Consider the following 16,716-nt stretch of genomic DNA (forward strand, 5'->3'; position numbering starts at 1 on the left):
TTAAGGCAGTGTTAGCGCACCTTCTCTTTTCCAGCGCTCTACCAGGGCGGGCACGCCCTCCCCGGCAGAGGCATTAATCGCCAGTACACCGGGTGGGCTTAAGGCATCGGCATCCGGGTCAACCAGTGCGCAGGGCGTGTCGTAGTCGATATACGAGAGCAGCGAGGCGGCGGGCATCACCGCAAGCGAGGTTCCGACGACCAGCAAAAAATCCGCTTGGCTGGCTAGTTCGCAGGCCTCTTCAAACAGCGGCACGGCCTCGCCAAACCAGACCACGTCAGGGCGCAGCTGGCTGCCCTTATCGCACAGATCACCCAACGCAATACCGCCTTTAACGAGCGGATAGCGCATGCGTTCATCCGCGCTGGAGCGGGCATTTAAAATTTCGCCATGCAAATGGATCACATCGCTGGAACCTGCCCGCTCATGTAGGTCATCAATATTTTGAGTGATAACGGTGACCTTGAACCCCGCCTTCTCCAGGCTTGCCAGCGCCCTGTGCGCGGCATTGGGTTGGGCACTGCGAATCTGCTCTCGGCGCTGATCATAAAACGTCAGTACGCGCTGGGGGTCGCGCTGCCAGCCTTGCGGCGTTGCCACCTCTTCAACCGGGTGGTCTTCCCATAAGCCATCGCTTGCGCGGAATGTCTTGATACCACTTTCGGCGCTGATCCCCGAGCCGGTAAATACCACCAGATGGCGCGCTGTCGTCATGATTACCTCGCTGCTTTACCGCGGTTACTGTTCAGCGTCTACAAAGCGCTGCTCGTTTCCATAAGGGTACACGTCAATGATACGGCCATCGACAATGGCCTGCTGCAGGCCCTGCCAGTAGCTAACCTCAAACAGCTCCGGGTGAAGCTGTTTAAACACCCGCAGCCGCTCCGGGTTAGCAAACATGAACGGGCCAAACTCCTCGGGAAAGATATCATTCGGGCCAATGGAGAAGCTTTCATTTCCACCGCTCAGGTAATCGTCACCACTCGAGGCCGGGATAGCGCGAAAGTGGCACTCGGTGAGGTAACACACCTCATCGTAGTCGTAAAAAATCACCCGCCCCTGGCGCGTAACGCCAAAGTTTTTGAGCAGCATATCGCCTGGAAAAATATTGGCGGCGGCCATCTGCTTGATGGCATCGCCATAGTCCTTGAGCACCGCTAACTGCGCCTCATCGTCACACTGCTCCAGATAGATATTCAGCGGCGTCATCATGCGCTCGGTATAACAGTGTTTGATGACGACTTTCTCGCCCTTCAGCGACACGGTAGAGGGGGCAACTTCCAACAGGTGAGCCAAGCATTCCGGGGCGAAATGGTCGTTATGCACGGTGAAGTTAGAAAATTCCTGAGTATCGGCCATGCGGCCTACCCGGTCGTGGCGCTTCACCAAATGATACTTTTCGCGCACGATATCAGGTGTCACGTCCTTGGCAGGGTCGAACTCGTCTTTAATGATCTTGAATACCGTACGCGCACTTGGCAGTACAAACACGGCCATTACCATCCCGCGCACGCCGGGGGCGATAATAAACACATCCTCGCGCTTGGCGACCTGCTGATTAAGCGCGCGAAAGAACTCGGTTTTACCATGTTTAAAAAAGCCAATGGCCGCGTAAAGCTCACCGGCTGGCTTATGGGGCATTAAGCGCTGCAGGTAACCCACACACTCATTCGGCACCGCGACATCCACCTGAAAATACGCCCGGCTGAACGAGAAGATAATGGCTACATCGTCAGGCGTAATCAGTACGGTATCCAGATGAAGCCGGGGGACGCCCTCAGTGTTCTGCTCGGCATGCTCCTGGTGGCGTACTGGCAAGACCAGTGGCACTTGTTCCCCGCCGCCGGTGATTCGCCCCACCAGGTATGCCCCTTTATTGCGGTAAAAAACGCTGTGGAGCAGCTCTATAGCGGCGTCCCTGGCCTGCCATATAGTGTCTGGCAACGTTTTGTTTAATAGTGCGGCACCCAAGCGAGTATCTCGTGCCATATCGGCAAACGGGTTGTGCAAGGCAGCGCCTTCCAGTGCCCAGCGCAGGGCCGCCTGCCAATCCCCATCAATGGAACGGCGTCGGCACAATTCAATGCCTGAACGCTGCGCGGCCTTCTTTCGTGAGCTGATCACAAACATCCACTCATTGCGAATATGGCGATGCTTGAAAATGGCGCAAAAGAGCGAGTTAAAAAAGGTTTCGGCCAGTTCAACATCCCGCCGCGGACGAATTAGCTCGGCATAGTGGCTACGCGCTTCACGCCAGACCTCGCAATGGGTTAATAACCCATTTGAAAACGTACGCTTGAGACGCTCAACCGCGTCATCCACCTGCTGCTGATAGAGATTAATCCGCGCAATGGACGCTTGCTGGCTCTCCCGCCAGGCACCTTCTTGAAAGCGGCGTTGTGCATCCAGGGTGATCGCTTTAAAGCGGGTACGGTACGCTTCAAAGCCATGCAAAATGGTCGCGGCCAAGCGATAGGCAGGCGTGGTGTTCACAAGCGGGACTCTTGTCGCTTTTTGATCAGCCTATAGGATGAAACGCCATGAAGCCATTCAGCAAAGGCGCTTTATTGAATAAGTGAGTAGCCTCGTCACGTCGTGCGGCATAAGCGCTAATCAGCGACCAAAAAGTTTTTCGTTGCGCCCGGAGCGGCTGCGTCGCCTTCAAGTACCTTGTCTTCAAGTACACTGTCTTCAAATACGCCATCTTCACTGCGATCTTTTAATTTAACGCCCGATATTTTCAGCTTACGGGCGTCTTTAAGCAGTAAAAAGAGCCGCCGGGCTGCCTTCTGCATGTTCAAGCCCGCTGGGCGCACGTTGGAAATGCAGTTGCGCCGGTCATCCTTAAGCCCCGGCTCGGGCGCCCAAGTCATGTAAAGTCCGAGGCTATCCGGCGAGCTAAGCCCGGGTCGCTCACCGATCATCACCAGTACCGCATCGGCATTGAGCAGCGCGCCAATTTCATCACCAATCGCCACCCGGCCCTGCTCGACGATAGCGAGCGGCGCTAACTGCCACTCAGCGTTATCCTGCTCAAACTGCTGATACAGCGCTTTTAAAAATGGCTGGCTGTTCTGCTGGACCGCCAGAGCAGAAAGCCCATCGACGATCACCACAGCCAGATCCACACGTGATGGCGACGTTTGGGCATTGTGTAAGCGCTCCCGCGAACCATCATTCAACCGGCGGCCAACATCGGGGCGCTGGAGATACATGGCGCGGTCCTCCACTTGGCTGTGCAAGCGAAGCGGCTCATGTTCAAGCGCAAAGGCTTCTTGCAACTGCTGAGCCAGCGCTTCGACATCCAGCGGGGCATGCACCGCATCCTGCGCCTGAGCGTGGGCCAATTGAAACTCCAGCAGCTTACCGGTAGGCAGGCTGATGCCCGCCCGGCCCAAGCCGATACGCGCATCGGTAAATGCACGCAGCCATTCCCAAGGGTTCTCTACAACAATAGGCGTTGGGTTAGATGTCATGGCGTGGCTCCCTAGGCAAGTGGCGCAGGCTGTTAGCGAACGCGGCGGGCACCTGGTCGTTTAGCGTGTGTGTTTTCACATCGTTGAAAATCTGCATCTCATCAAGCCAGCGCTCAAACTCCGGCGCGGCTTTTAGCCCAAGCACGCGGCGGGCGTAGAGCGCGTCGTGAAACGAGGTGGTCTGATAATTGAGCATAATGTCGTCAGACCCCGGAACGCCCATCACGAAACTGCAGCCCGCTACGCTCAACAGGGTCAGCAGGTTGTCCATATCGTTCTGGTCGGCTTCAGCATGGTTGGTGTAGCAAACATCACAGCCCATGGGCACGCCCAAAAGCTTGCCGCAGAAATGGTCCTCAAGCCCGGCCCGGGTGATCTCTTTACCATCGAACAAGTATTCGGGGCCGATAAACCCCACCACCGTATTGACCAACAGCGGGCTGAATTTGCGCGCCACCGCATAGGCACGCGCCTCGCAGGTCTGCTGGTCAAGCCCATGATGAGCATCCGCGGAGAGCGAACTGCCCTGGCCGGTTTCAAAGTACATGACGTTGCGCCCCACCGTGCCCCGATTAAGCGACTGGGCAGCCGCTTCGGCTTCAGCAAGCGTGCTTAAATCAAACCCGAAGCTTCGGTTGGTGGCTTCGGTACCGCCTATCGACTGAAACACCAAGTCCACCGGAGCGCCCTGCTCAATAGCTTCCAGCGTATTGGTCACATGGGTTAGCACGCAGGACTGGGTGGGAATTTGGTACTTCTGAATCACGTCATCCATTAAGCGCATCAGTTTAACGCTTTGAGCCACGTTATCGGTGGCCGGATTAATCCCAATGACCGCGTCGCCGCTGCCGTAGAGCAGGCCGTCCAGAATACTCGCCGCAATGCCGGTGACATCGTCCGTCGGGTGGTTGGGCTGTAGCCGGGTAGAAAGCCGCCCGGGCAGGCGATGGTATTACGAAAAGCCGTGGTAACTCGGCACTTTCTGCCCACCAGAATCAGATCCTGATTGCGCATCAGTTTGCTGACCGCCGCGGCCATTTCCGGCGTAATACCAGCGCGAACGGCAGTGAGCACTTCTGAAGTTGCCTGATCCGAGAGCAGCCAGTTACGAAAATCCCCTACCGTTAAATGCCGAAGGGGCGCAAAGGCCTCGGCGTCATGCTCATCGATAATCAGCCGGGTGATTTCATCGTGTTCGTAGGGGATCAGAGCGTCGTTCAAGAAAGTAGTCAACGGCAGTTCCGCCAACACCATCTGTGCCACCACGCGCTCCTCAGCGCTTTCGGCAATTACACCCGCTAAACGATCGCCCGAGCGCGCCGGGGTCGCTTTGGCCATCAGTTCGGCAAGGCTTTTAAAGCGATAATGGCGGCTGCCTACTGTCGTTTGAAAGGTCTGGGCCATGGTGTTTACCTGCCGCGCGTTGGATATCCTGAATTCACCATAGCGCTTTTGAGATCGTTACGCCCAATGCATTTCCCTCCCCCTTCTTCCGCCTTCAAGGTAATAACTAACTGCTCCAAACAGCGTGCCTTAAACGCCAAATGGGCTGCGCAGCTACTGGCCTACTCAATACAAGCGCTGAGATTTTTCCTGGCTGAATTAATGCGCGCTTTCTAATTGCCTTCATATTGTTATATTATCACATAACATAAACCATTTAGAGGCGTGCTAGTAATGACTGCGTTTTCTCCCCTGCCCGTTACCGTGCTGTCGGGCTTTCTGGGTGCTGGTAAAACCACCGTGCTCAATCATATCCTCGCCAACCGTGAAGGCCTTCGTGTGGCGGTGATTGTGAACGATATGAGTGAGGTGAACATCGACGCCGCGCTGGTGCGCGGTGGCCCAGGCGAGCCAACGCTTGAGAGCGAAGTCGCACTTAATCGCTCAGAAGAACGCCTTGTCGAGATGAGCAATGGGTGCATTTGCTGCACGCTGCGCGAAGACCTGCTTATCGAAGTCAACCAGTTGGCAAAGGAAGGAAAATTCGATTATCTGGTCATTGAGTCGACCGGTATTTCCGAACCCTTGCCAGTGGCTGAAACGTTTACCTTTGAGGATGAGGACGGCCAAAGCCTTTCCCATATCGCCCGGTTGGATACGCTGGTAACGGTCGTTGATGGTGCCAATTTTCTTGCCCAATACCGTGAAGCGCAAAGCCTGGCGGAAGCAGGAGAAAGTCTCGGCGAAGAGGATGAACGTAACGTTGCCGACCTGCTGGTGGATCAGATCGAGTTCTGCGATGTATTGCTGATTAGTAAAACGGATTTAATTAGCGAAAAAGAGCTGGAGGCACTAAAAGCCATTTTGCACTCCCTCAACCCCGATGCCGAGCTGGTGCCTATTCGCCAAGGCGGCGTGCCGCTTAATAAAGTGCTAAATACTGGCAGGTTTGACTTTGAACGCGCTCAGCAGGCGCCGGGCTGGTTAAAAGAGATGCGTGGCGAGCACGTACCCGAAACCGAAGAGTACGGCATCGGAAGCTTTGCTTATCACGCCCGCCGCCCATTTCACCCGGCCAAATTTCACGACCTGCTGCATTCCGAGTGGTTTGGCGAGGGTTTATTGCGCTCGAAAGGTTTTTTCTGGCTGGCCACTCGCCCTCAGTGGGCCGGGCAGTGGAGCCAGGCAGGCGGCATCGCCCATCACGGCATGGCCGGTATGTTCTGGAAGGCGGTTCCTGAAGAGCGCTGGCCAACTGACCCCGAGTACCGCCAATTCATCACCGAGAAGTGGGAAGAGCCGTTTGGGGATATGCGCCAGGAGCTGGTGTTTATCGGCCAAGGGCTGGATAAAGCCCGCATGCGTGAAGCGCTGGATGCCTGCTTACTCAACGAAGGCGAGCTACTGGAAGGCATGGAGATGTGGAAAACGCTGCCTGACCCCTTCCCCGCGTGGGAATAAATCTGCTTGCAAGCACCAAGGCCTCAGGTAGATACCTGAGGCCTTTTCTATTGCGCTTATTATCAGCGTTTTTAGACACTTCGGTGCTTTCTGGAAGCCGCCCAGCGCAGCGCATCAATAATCGCAATAATGATCAAGCTGCCGCCCAATACCGGTAAGGCGAACCCTAAAAGCGTTAGGATGGCGAGCAGGCCCAACTGAGCAGGCACGCCCAGCATGATAAACAGCGCGGTCATGGTTTGTGCCTTATTCACCGTGGTGTTTTTAACGCGCTGCCACCACATCCGATAACCCCACACAATAAGAAACACCAGGGCCGCTGCAAATAGCGCCAGCACCAGCTGGTTAAGCAGGCCAAACAGTACGCCCATATGTAAATCAATACCCCAGCGCGTTAGCTTTGCCGCCAAGGGAAACGTTGAAAAATCCGTTTGTTCAAGAATACGCATATCGCTTGGGTTCAGTGCGACCTGGTCTACCTGGGTAGGCCAGCGGCGGTCAATTTCAGTCACACGCCACGCTCGGCCTTCGCTGGCAGGCGGTTCTAGCTGGATTCTACCTGCCAGTAATCCTGCGCTCCTGGCTGCCGCAAGCGCCTGGTCGAACCCTTCCGGGCTTACAAAATCTCCGGCTTCGGGGGCGCTGCTCACACCATGGTCGGCATGCATGTCGTGATGGGCATGGGAATCATGGCTCACTGCATCCCCTGGCGCGGGAAGCACGGTCGATACACTCGGCGTACCCCAGCCCCACGCCTGTCTTAATTCGCCAATATTGCCACCGGCCCATTGTGACCAGGTAAGCCCCGTGGCTGAGAAAAACAGCAGCCCGACGAGCGCAAAAACACCGACGGTTGCGTGCAAGCGCCGTGCCGCCATACGCGGGCTTGGGCTTTTAAGCGCTTTACGTCGCGCTAACCAAAGCACCAGGCCCAGCAGCGCAATGATCCATAACCATGACGCCGCTAGTTCGCTGTACAAGCGCCCTACATCACCTAACAGCAAATTACGGTGAAACTGATCAAGCGCCGTGCGAAACGGCAATATACCGCTGGTGCCATACACCGTCATGTCGCCTTTCACGTCAAGCATTGCCGGGTCTATAAAAATAGCCCGATGCTCGGAAGGCCCAAGCGCTGGGTCAGCAAACATAACACGCGTGGTACTGTGCGCATCCGGTGCGGGGCGAACCGCGGCGGGTAGCGTGTCCTGGCCTATCACCCACTGCGCCGTTTCAATTTGCCGCGCCAGCGGCTGCGGTGCATCCTGGGTACTTGCCGTTAAAGCATCACGGTAAAGCCTCGACTCCACCGAAGGTGTTAAAACGTAGACAATACCGCTTAAGGCGGCCACCAGGATAAAGGGACCTACCAAAAGCCCCACATAAAAGTGTATTCGCATTACTAGCGCAAAGAGAATTTTTCCATTTCGCCGGGGCAGCGTTGGATCGTTTTTTTTTGAGGACATGCTTATCATTTCCCAAGAGATATTAAACAACGTGCTTTATCGACATGACGTATATGCAAAGGATTATTAATCTTTAAAAAGCTAACGATTAAAACACTACAAACATCTTCTTAAATCATTCATATAAAGAGAGCGACCATAGGACGCATAAGGCTTAGCGATTTAAGGAATCTACCGTTAACGGATAATTTTATGGTTACACAGTACCGGGCTGGTACAATCACGCTTCTTGTTAACCCCGTGAGGGCTGAATTTGATGCCACTGTCTCGCTCAGCACGCTTACCCTACTATCGCGTTACGTTAGCGATGGCGTGGGTAGCCATGTGCCTGTTATTTGCGGGGCCGCTCATTTCTCAGTTCCAGGCGGGTCATCACGACCATGGCCACCATGCTCACAGCCAGCTCCATAACCACAGCAACAGTCATCACCACAATGCGGATGCTGAACATCATCACTCTACGGATGAACACGCCGAGCACCCTGTAGCGCACTCTTCCCCACCCGATACGGCTACTGGCCGCGCGCTTTCCAGCACGTTGTCAGACTGGCACAACCAGTGCGGCTACTGTGAGCTGTGGCAACACAGCCCGTCGCTCTCTATTGCGTTACCCGCCCTTGCCCACGAAGCCTTCGTTGCGTTGAGCGGCGCATTTCTTACGTTCCAGACCGGTGCGTTCATTCAGTACAACTATCCGCATGCGTTAACTCGCGGGCCGCCTTCTTTTATCTTCGAGCATTTAAAAACATCTACGCGAACCGTGTTAATAGTAACGCGTAAAAGCAAAAAAGAAATAGGGTTGTTAGGCTTTTTAAAAGCATAACAAGGCCCGGCTTTAGTGCGCCTTAATATTTAAAAAAATACGACGAATATCTTTTAAGCTCATCCCTTAACAACAAGACAGCTCGACACTTACTGCTATACGTTAAAATTATTAATAGCTTTGCTACTCTTTTTAATAAGCATCCGGTTAACTCATTTGTATCATCATCACACTTGAGCCAGTACATCCAAGAAGGTGCTCAGGAACGCAAAAACGGGGTGCCATTAGGCACCCCGGTGGCGATTTTTCTGAAAGCGGTATTACTTAAGGAATGATGCGCTCTGCGCGTAAGCGGGTGAACAGATCAAAGAACGCGCCGCGGGTTTCGCGGAAATGATCAAAGCCGAAATCCCGAGACTTGGTTACATCGTTGACGCACTCAAGCTCACGCCCAAGGTCGGCATCGGAGTGCCACCAGGAAGCCAGCTTGGTCACATCGGCTTCCATCAGGTCATGCTTCTCAGCAATGTCGGCCCAGATTGGCGCGCTATCGGCCATTTGTGTTTCCAGCGGCAGCGGCGTTTCCGGGCAATCGGCAACTTCCAGCTCGAAGAACTCGCCTATTTCACGCCACATCCGGCGCCAGCGGAAAACGTCACCGTTAACGGTGTTGAACGCTTCGTTGTGCGCCCCCGGGGTAGTGGCCGCCCACTCCAACTGACGTGCCAGCACCAGCGCATCGGTTAGGTCGGTCAGTGCATTCCACTGCACCTGCGAACCTGGGAAGGTAAACGGCTTGCCGGTTGCCTTACAGATGGAGGCGTAAACCGCCAGCGTCACGCCCATGTTCATGGCGTTACCCAGGGCATAGCCGATCACGGTATGCGGGCGGTGCACGTTCCAGTTGAAACCGTCACGTTCGGCGGCGGCGAACAAGGTGTCTTCAAGGGCGTAGTAGAAGTTTTCGCCGGGTACGCGCGGCGCGGATTCACGAAATGGCGTTTCAGTCTTGCCGCTGCCGTAGCTCTCAAAAGAGCCCAGGTACTGCTTGGTGCCGGTTACCAGCGAGACATGCTTAATTTTCGCGCCCTGCAAGGCATCCAGCAGGTTCTGCATCATCGCGCCGTTGGCCTCGACGTTGGCCTTTTCACTATCGCGCTTGATCCAGGTGCAGTAAAACACGTGCGTGATGGGTAAATCTGCCAAGGCTATCTCGGTGGCCTCGCGATCCAGTAGATCAGCAGTAACAGGGATAATGCCTGTCTGGGTAGTGGGACGGCGTGACAAACCATAAACGGTCCAGCCACTAGCATTGAGATAGCTTGCCAGGTTGCCGCCAGTAATACCGGTAGCACCTACTATAAGAGCATTGCCTTTACGCATTATCGACTCCTTATCCAAACGAGGTAACTCGTTGCCATCAAAATTGCTTTGAAAGAGTTAGCTCTGAGAAACACTCTGAAAACGACGAACGCTGTGTTCGTATCGGTTATGGCTTATTCTGGACAGCAACCAGAGTTGCTACAATTGGAAAAATCGCAAATATTTATTGCTTTAGGCGCAACCTAATGGATCTCAATGCATTACGCGTTTTCGAGCGCGTTGCCGCGACCGGCAGCTTTACCGCCACGGCTCGTCATTTTCATAGAGCTGTGTCGTCTATCTCGCGCCAAATTGCGTCTCTAGAGGAGTCGTTGGGTCAGCAACTGCTCTACCGGCACACGCGGGCAGTGACGCTGACCGAAGCCGGTGAGCGCTACTACCAAGACGTGCGAGGCATCCTTGAACAGCTCGACCTGGCGACCGAAGCGCTGACAGCGCCAAATGCCGAGCCTTCCGGTGTGCTGCGCTTAAACGCGCCGGTCGCCTTTGGTCAGCGTCAAATCATGCCAATTCTGCATCGCTTTCAGCAGCGCTACCCGGCGGTCAACGTCGAGTTAATGTTGACCGATCAATTAACCGACCCGGTACGCGAGGGCATCGATATCACGTTTCGCGTTGGCGAACTGGCCGACACCACGCTGGTGGCACGCCGTTTAGCCCCGATGAATTACGTGGTGGCCGCCGCGCCGAGCTACTTGCAACACGCAGGCACGCCGAATACGCCCGATGACCTGAGCCAGCACAACTGCTTGCTTTACCAGGGCGAAATGGGCCGCCAGCGTTGGTATTTCCACCATCCCGAGCAGCCGCAGCCCATTACCTGCAAAGTCGATGGCCCTCTTTATAGCAACGATGCCGGATGCCTGGTGCAAGCAGCGCTCATGGGTCAGGGTTTCGTCATGTTTCCTACCTGGTTAATCGCCGATGAATTGGCTTCAAAAAAACTGCTACCCGTACTTGAAGAGTGGCGCTGCGAGGTCGCCCCCGGCAGGCGCGATATTCATGTACTGTACGCGCAGCGTCGCCTGCATACGCGAAAGGTAAGTGCCTTTTTGGATCATCTGTTTGAAATGGTGGGTCCAGCTCCCGCGTGGGATAACTGGCGTGAAAGCCGCCTGCCCGATGAACGTACTTAGTGGCAACACTTAGCGAATGTACGTAGCGCAAATACGTACCGTTGAACCAAGCGATTTTTACACTTTTTGATGAATAGCTAATTTAGCCATTTATCTATATAACTACGCCCACTCTCTTATACGAGTCCCCTTTGATGTTTCACTTCATCGTTGCCATACCCTGCCTGATGGTTATTGCCCGTTTCCTGGCACCGCTGCGTTGGCCGTTATGGGTCAAGATTGCCCTCAGCGCGTTACTGCTTCTCGTTTCACAGCACCACCTGCTGACGTTTTTGGCCTTTGGCAGTATGTTTTCCCCCGAGGTACCCAGAAGCATGGTGCTAATGATCAACTGGCTGTTCGGCACCCTCCTTTTTCTGGCGGTGTTACAACTCATCGTTGATGCGGTAACGCTTCTCTTAATGGCAGCAAAAAGGCGGCGACTCAAGATCCCCGCCTCTTTGCGTTATGCGATTGGGATCATCGCTCTGGGCATCGCGGCCTTTGGGGTCAACCAGGCAGTGCGCGTACCGCCCATGAAGGAGGTTGAAGTAACCATTACCGGGCTGCCCACGCAGTTTGACGGGTATCAAATAATTCATTTAACCGACCTGCATATCAGCCGGTTATTTGAGGCGCCATGGGTTAACGCGGTGGTCACCAAAACCAACGCCTTGGCACCTGATTTAATCGTGATTACCGGCGACCTGATCGACGGCGACCTCGAAACCCGACGGATGGATGTAGCACCGCTTCAAGCACTTTCGGCGCCGGATGGCGTTTATGCAAGCCCCGGCAACCACGAATATTACTTTGGGTACGAGCAGTGGATGGCGCATTACCAATCACTTGGTATGCAGACGCTGGCCAATCAACATGCTGTGATCACACGAGACGGTGCCCACCTGGTGCTTGCTGGCATCACCGATTTACGAGCACCGCGTACCGGCTGGCCCGCGCCGGATGTAGACGAAGCAATCGCTGACGCCCCCACTAGCGCGCCGATTATCCTGCTTGACCACCAGCCGTTTGATGCCGCTAGGGCAGCTGCCGCCGGGGTTGATTTGCAGCTTTCCGGCCACACCCACGGCGGTATGATTTGGGGGTTTGATCGTATTGTGGCCTTGGCCAATAACGGTTTTGTCTCAGGCTTTTACGATGTTGACGGAATGACGCTTTACGTCAATAACGGCACCGGGCTCTGGCCTGGCTTTGCGCTGCGCTTAGGCAAGCCTTCAGAACTCACCCGCATTACGCTGCGCCAGGGTTAAGACACCACTCTGCCCACTGCCTCACCTCAGGGTAGGCGCGCTGTTCGAATACGCCAAAGCCATCAAGGCTGCGCGCCTTGAGCGGCGTAAACACCGGCATACTCAGGCCGCACAAAAAATGGGCTAGCCGCTGGCGGTTGGGAGGCTGGCCTGTTTGCGCCGTATGGCGCTCGATAAAGGGCGCGGCGTAACGGCTGAAATCGGCGTCTGCCAGTGCCGGTAAAGACGGCGCAGCGGGCAACTGAACGCTATGCCCATAGCAGACCGAGCAGTGCCCACAACGGCTATCGTCGCTTGCGCTTAACGTTGTGTCGCCAAAGTGCTCGGTTAAACGCCGGGTCAGGCATGTATCGGACTCAAAGAGCGCCAGCATGGCCTGCAGCCGCTCGATCTCGCTCCGCTCGCGCGCTAAACACTCGTCATATAGCTGGCTCGCCAGCCCCTCAAGGCTGAATTCCGGCTGACGGACGTCATACACGTCGGTCATTCGTTTGCCTTCCAGCGTCAGCCAGCCTTTATCCTGAAAGTACTCAAGGGCGGTAATCACGCGAGCGCGGGAGGCATCGACCTGTTGCGCCTGCCCTGCCGACTGCAGCCGCTCGAAATCCACACTCCCCCAGGTGCGGGCGATGGGGATATTATCGACCAGCAGGCGGACAAAGGCCGCCCGTTCACCCTGAAAGCGTGCAACCAGCGCCTCTGGTTCAGTGTGATAACGCAACCGGTATTCCGCTAGAAAGGCGAAGCGCGGTGCGATAATGCCGTGCATTTCCAGCCGTACGAGCAGGGTTTTCAGCGGCAGCAGGCGAATATTGGTATCGCGTGACAACACATTGAGCAGCACTTCCCACTGGCGCTCGGGCGTCGCACCGGCGGCGGCGACCTCCTCAAGCAAGCGCACAATACCCGCGTACTCCGGCGTATCGCCGTACACAAAGTTTTCCAGCACGCGCAAGCCATCACGCCCTGCCATAGTCAGGCAGGTGGAAGGCAGGCCATCGCGTCCTGCCCGCCCGATCTCCTGGCTATAGTTCTCGATGGATTTGGGCAGGTCAAAATGCACGACGTTGCGAATATTGCCTTTATCGATGCCCATGCCAAATGCAATGGTAGCCACGATGCACGGCGACTCCCCACTCATAAATTGGCGCTGAATCTCATCTCGTCGCACTGAATCCAGCCCCGCGTGATACGCCTGAGCGCTGATTCCCTGGGCAGCCAAGGCGCTGGCCACTTGTTCAGCAGTTTGCTGCAAGGTGACATAAATGATGCTGGGCGCTTCATTGCCCGGCTGCATTTGAGGCTTTAGCCAATCGATCAAATGTTGCTGACGGTTACCCGCTACTGGGTGCACCAGTAATTCAAGATTGGGCCGATAGAAGCCTGTGGTAATCACATTATTTGGATCAATGGAGAATTTCTCGCCCATATCGGCAATCACCGCAGGCGTGGCCGTGGCGGTCAGCAGCAGCACTTGAGGGATTGCGAACTCGCGCTGGTACTCGGGCAACTTAAGATAGTCGGGGCGAAAGTTATGCCCCCATTCAGACAAGCAGTGGGCTTCATCGACCACTAACAGCGAAATATTCACCTGGCGTAGAAAATTCCGGAAACGCTCGTTCTTGAGCCGCTCCACCGACACCATGAGAATTTTCAACTCGCCGCTTCTGGCACGCTCCATCACATCACGCATGGTGTCGCGGTCCTGGGTAGAATCAATAGTGGCCGCCGCCACGCCATGCCGGGTTAAAAAGGCCAGCTGGTCCTGCATCAGCGCTAAAAGCGGCGACACCACCAGCGTTAAATGGGGTAGATGCAGCGCAGGCAACTGATAACACAGTGACTTCCCCGCACCGGTGGCGAAGATAGCCGCCGTAGAGTGGCCCTTTAACACCCGGGAGACCACGGCCTGCTGGCCACCGCGAAAGTCATCAAAACCGAATACGTCTTTCAGCGTTTGTTGCGGAGAAATTGAAGTCATGCGCCTTCCTAGAGAGGGGTTACGTCCTGAGCTAATTACGCTACCGGTTTCAGGACGTTTTCACCAATGAAAGACGTGATATACCCTGGCGCTATTGCTAGTCCCACTTCGCCCCTTTCAAGGCATTCAGGGGGATTTTCAGATAGCGCTTGCCGTTGGCTTCGGGCTCCGGCAAGCGCCCGCCCTGAGTATTGACCTGCAGCGCGTGAAGCATCAGCTTCGGCATGGGCAGTTCGCTATCGCGCCGTTCGCGCAGGGCAATGTAATCCGCGGCACTTTTTCCCACCAAATGCGGATTGTTGTCGCGCTGTTCAGCCACGCTGCTTTCCCATTTCGGCTCGCGGCCATCCGGCATATAGTCGTGGCCGGTAAACAGGCGGGTGCTGTCGGGGAGCGCAAGAATTTGCTGAATAGAGTGCCAGAGTGTCCGGGCATCGCCGCCGGGGAAATCAGCCCGAGCGGTGCCAAAATCCGGCTGAAACAGGGTGTCATGTACAAACGCTGCATCGCCTATTACATAGCTAATCGAGGCCAGCGTATGCCCCGGTGAATGCAGCACACGGGCGCTTAATTCGCCAATATTGAAGGTATCGCCCGCCGCAAGCAGCTTATCCCACTGGCGACCATCAGCGGGCATTTCCGGCCAGTGGTATATCTCCTTCCACAGCGCCTGTACTTTAGTAATGTGCTGGCCAATCGCGGTCGGCGCGCCGGTTTTCTCTTTTAGGTACTGCGCCGCGGAGAAGTGGTCCGCATGGGGGTGGGTATCCAGAATCCACTCCACACTCAGGCCGTGCTGCGACACATAGGCAAGCAGCTCGTCGGCATGGTGGGTGGCAGTTGCGCCGGACTTTTCGTCAAAATCCAGCACCGGGTCGATAATCACGCACTTATCTGTGGCTGGGTCGCTGACGATGTATTGGACGCTGAACGTACGCGGATCAAAAAAGCCTGCCACCTCCGGCATGCCCTGCCCCGTACTCGCTGAACGTGCAAACGTCTTCATGCTGTCTCTCTTTTACCTAATGATGAATGGTTTTTAACAGCCTACCACCCTCCCTTAAAGGTTATAATCATAGCCGCATATAGAATAAGAGATATTACTACTCACCATCGGTATAAGTGCTGGAAATACACAGCTTTAAACTTTTTAACGGTTGATTTTCTGGCCGCACAAAAACGGCACCCACTTTGGGCGCCAAATTCAGTGCAGAGTATTTGATCGGCTGTTAGCTCAGACTCACTTTATTGGGCAAGCTTATAGCCTTTGCATAGTAGCAATCACTCACTGAGCAGCTGGTTCACTTCCTGAACCTTGCCTTCTAAATCTTCTTTCTGCGCATCCAGGTACTCAGCATCGGCCACGCCCAGATAAGGTATTGACGGCCCGAACATTCCGCCACCAGGTTCTAGTGCTGCAAGACGTTCGCTCACATTTCCAATTTGCGATCTTGTCTGCTGAGCAAAGTTATCTTTACAGACACTAGGCGTGGACCATCTCAAGTGACCTGGTACCGTGATATCTTGGTCAAAGGCCAACTGTCGAGATTCAATAAACTCTGTACATAATTGGGCAAATTTTTGCAGTCGATCATCCAACTCGGATTGAAGCACTACTATCCTTTCTCGTGCCTCGTCGATTTTGGCCTGTTGCTCTGCTTCTCTCGCTTCGGCATCGGCTTTCTGTTTGGCGTCTCTTGCCTCATTTCGGGCCTGTCGCGCGGCTACGCGTGAAGGCTCTGCAAGTTCACTGACTCGTTCTCCCAGTTCTCTATTTTCAAAGTGTGAGAGCTCTATACCTATAGGGTTCAGTTCGCTCTCCTGAAGCTTGTCACGCAGATCAGTGCGACAGTCAGCTTTAATTCTTCCAAGATACTCGTCAGGAATATCTTGTACGATTTCATCTTCCAACCCAGCAAGCAGGCGCACACACTCTTCAGTATTGCGCAAAATACTGGGTGGCATCGGCTGACCATAGGCTTCTTCGTGCTCACCCAACAATGAAACTAGCTGCTCATCAGTCGCCTCAGGAACACTATCACCGCATGCAGCAAGCAACAGAACAGACGAGAAAGCAATACAGCGTGAAATATTCAAAACTAACTCCTTCAAATTAAGTAAAAAGGGACAGTAACGTTACTTTTCCAGAGGAAACTCTTTTCGCAATCTGATTCGCCTGAAAGCTAATTATGCCTTGGAATAATTATCATCACCATAACTGACCAAGTGTTTTTTGAAGGCCGTTGAGCTATCGTTATGGTTGTGCAATGCTGCCGCTGACTTTATTTAGCCTTTTACCAAGGACATCCGTACTAACATCAGCCCCACAAAACCGAATACACTCCCCATCAAGACAC

Annotated in this window: 12 protein-coding genes and 1 pseudogene; 4 read left to right on the forward strand and 9 right to left on the reverse strand. The window is 54.7% G+C overall.

The window, feature by feature from the left end:
* From ACT3R4_RS10765 to ACT3R4_RS10780, 4 genes and pseudogenes are all read right to left on the reverse strand, one after another.
* A complete protein-coding gene (locus ACT3R4_RS10765; RefSeq protein ID WP_441678959.1) occupies nt 1-714 on the reverse strand; it encodes an SIR2 family NAD-dependent protein deacylase in 714 nt (237 codons plus the stop codon).
* Between the two features lie 24 nt (nt 715-738).
* Nucleotides 739-2,493: a bifunctional isocitrate dehydrogenase kinase/phosphatase gene (aceK, locus tag ACT3R4_RS10770; RefSeq protein ID WP_441678957.1), complete on the reverse strand. Its 1,755-nt coding sequence runs from the start codon at nt 2,491-2,493 to the stop codon at nt 739-741.
* A 116-nt stretch (nt 2,494-2,609) separates the two neighbouring features.
* Nucleotides 2,610-3,476, reverse strand: coding sequence for an ethanolamine ammonia-lyase subunit EutC (eutC, locus tag ACT3R4_RS10775; protein ID WP_441678955.1), 867 nt, complete (start codon nt 3,474-3,476; stop codon nt 2,610-2,612).
* Nucleotides 3,466-4,880: pseudogene (locus ACT3R4_RS10780) on the reverse strand (ethanolamine ammonia-lyase subunit EutB). Before ACT3R4_RS10780 ends, eutC begins: the two are co-directional and overlap by 11 nt.
* 273 nt (nt 4,881-5,153) lie before the next feature.
* Between ACT3R4_RS10780 and zigA the strand changes: the two are divergent.
* Nucleotides 5,154-6,380 (forward strand): zinc metallochaperone GTPase ZigA, encoded by a 1,227-nt coding sequence (gene zigA, locus ACT3R4_RS10785; RefSeq protein WP_441678953.1) that lies wholly within the window; start codon nt 5,154-5,156, stop codon nt 6,378-6,380.
* Nucleotides 6,381-6,451: 71 nt separating this feature from the next.
* Here zigA and ACT3R4_RS10790 read toward each other — a convergent pair whose 3' ends face one another.
* On the reverse strand, nt 6,452-7,846 hold the full coding sequence (locus tag ACT3R4_RS10790) for a PepSY-associated TM helix domain-containing protein (protein WP_441678951.1): 1,395 nt from the start codon (nt 7,844-7,846) through the stop codon (nt 6,452-6,454).
* 256 nt (nt 7,847-8,102) lie between these two features.
* Here ACT3R4_RS10790 and ACT3R4_RS10795 point away from each other — a divergent pair, with 256 nt between their 5' ends.
* The gene (locus tag ACT3R4_RS10795; protein ID WP_441678949.1) at nt 8,103-8,669 is read left to right on the forward strand and encodes a DUF2946 domain-containing protein; all 567 of its coding nucleotides are present in this window, start codon (nt 8,103-8,105) and stop codon (nt 8,667-8,669) included.
* A gap of 264 nt (nt 8,670-8,933) precedes the next feature.
* Here the strand turns inward: ACT3R4_RS10795 and ACT3R4_RS10800 are convergent, their stop codons facing one another.
* Complete coding sequence (locus ACT3R4_RS10800) at nt 8,934-9,992, reverse strand: SDR family oxidoreductase (RefSeq protein WP_441678947.1); 1,059 nt, start codon at nt 9,990-9,992, stop codon at nt 8,934-8,936.
* A 185-nt stretch (nt 9,993-10,177) separates the two neighbouring features.
* On the opposite strand from ACT3R4_RS10800, the gene ACT3R4_RS10805 reads away from it, so the two are divergent.
* Together ACT3R4_RS10805 and ACT3R4_RS10810 are read left to right on the forward strand one after the other, a co-directional pair.
* Nucleotides 10,178-11,128, forward strand: coding sequence for a LysR family transcriptional regulator (locus tag ACT3R4_RS10805; protein ID WP_441678945.1), 951 nt, complete (start codon nt 10,178-10,180; stop codon nt 11,126-11,128).
* A gap of 134 nt (nt 11,129-11,262) precedes the next feature.
* Nucleotides 11,263-12,378, forward strand: a complete 1,116-nt coding sequence (locus tag ACT3R4_RS10810; RefSeq protein ID WP_441678943.1) for a metallophosphoesterase — start codon at nt 11,263-11,265, stop codon at nt 12,376-12,378.
* On the opposite strand, the gene ACT3R4_RS10815 is transcribed toward ACT3R4_RS10810, so the two are convergent.
* The 3 genes from ACT3R4_RS10815 to ACT3R4_RS10825 all read right to left on the reverse strand — a co-directional run bounded on the left by ACT3R4_RS10815 (nt 12,359) and on the right by ACT3R4_RS10825 (nt 16,456).
* On the reverse strand, nt 12,359-14,359 hold the full coding sequence (locus tag ACT3R4_RS10815) for a RecQ family ATP-dependent DNA helicase (protein WP_441678941.1): 2,001 nt from the start codon (nt 14,357-14,359) through the stop codon (nt 12,359-12,361). The two genes, ACT3R4_RS10810 and ACT3R4_RS10815, sit on opposite strands and share 20 nt — an antisense overlap.
* Before the next feature lie 97 nt (nt 14,360-14,456).
* A complete protein-coding gene (locus ACT3R4_RS10820; protein ID WP_441678939.1) occupies nt 14,457-15,365 on the reverse strand; it encodes an MBL fold metallo-hydrolase in 909 nt (302 codons plus the stop codon).
* 275 nt (nt 15,366-15,640) lie between these two features.
* Entirely contained in the window at nt 15,641-16,456 is an 816-nt protein-coding gene (locus tag ACT3R4_RS10825) for a hypothetical protein (RefSeq protein ID WP_441678937.1), read from the reverse strand.
* Nucleotides 16,457-16,716: the final 260 nt, after the last annotated feature.

Origin of the sequence: Halomonas sp. AOP7-E1-9, from assembly GCF_052376035.1 — a bacterium.
Classification (GTDB): domain Bacteria; phylum Pseudomonadota; class Gammaproteobacteria; order Pseudomonadales; family Halomonadaceae; genus Vreelandella; species Vreelandella citrativorans.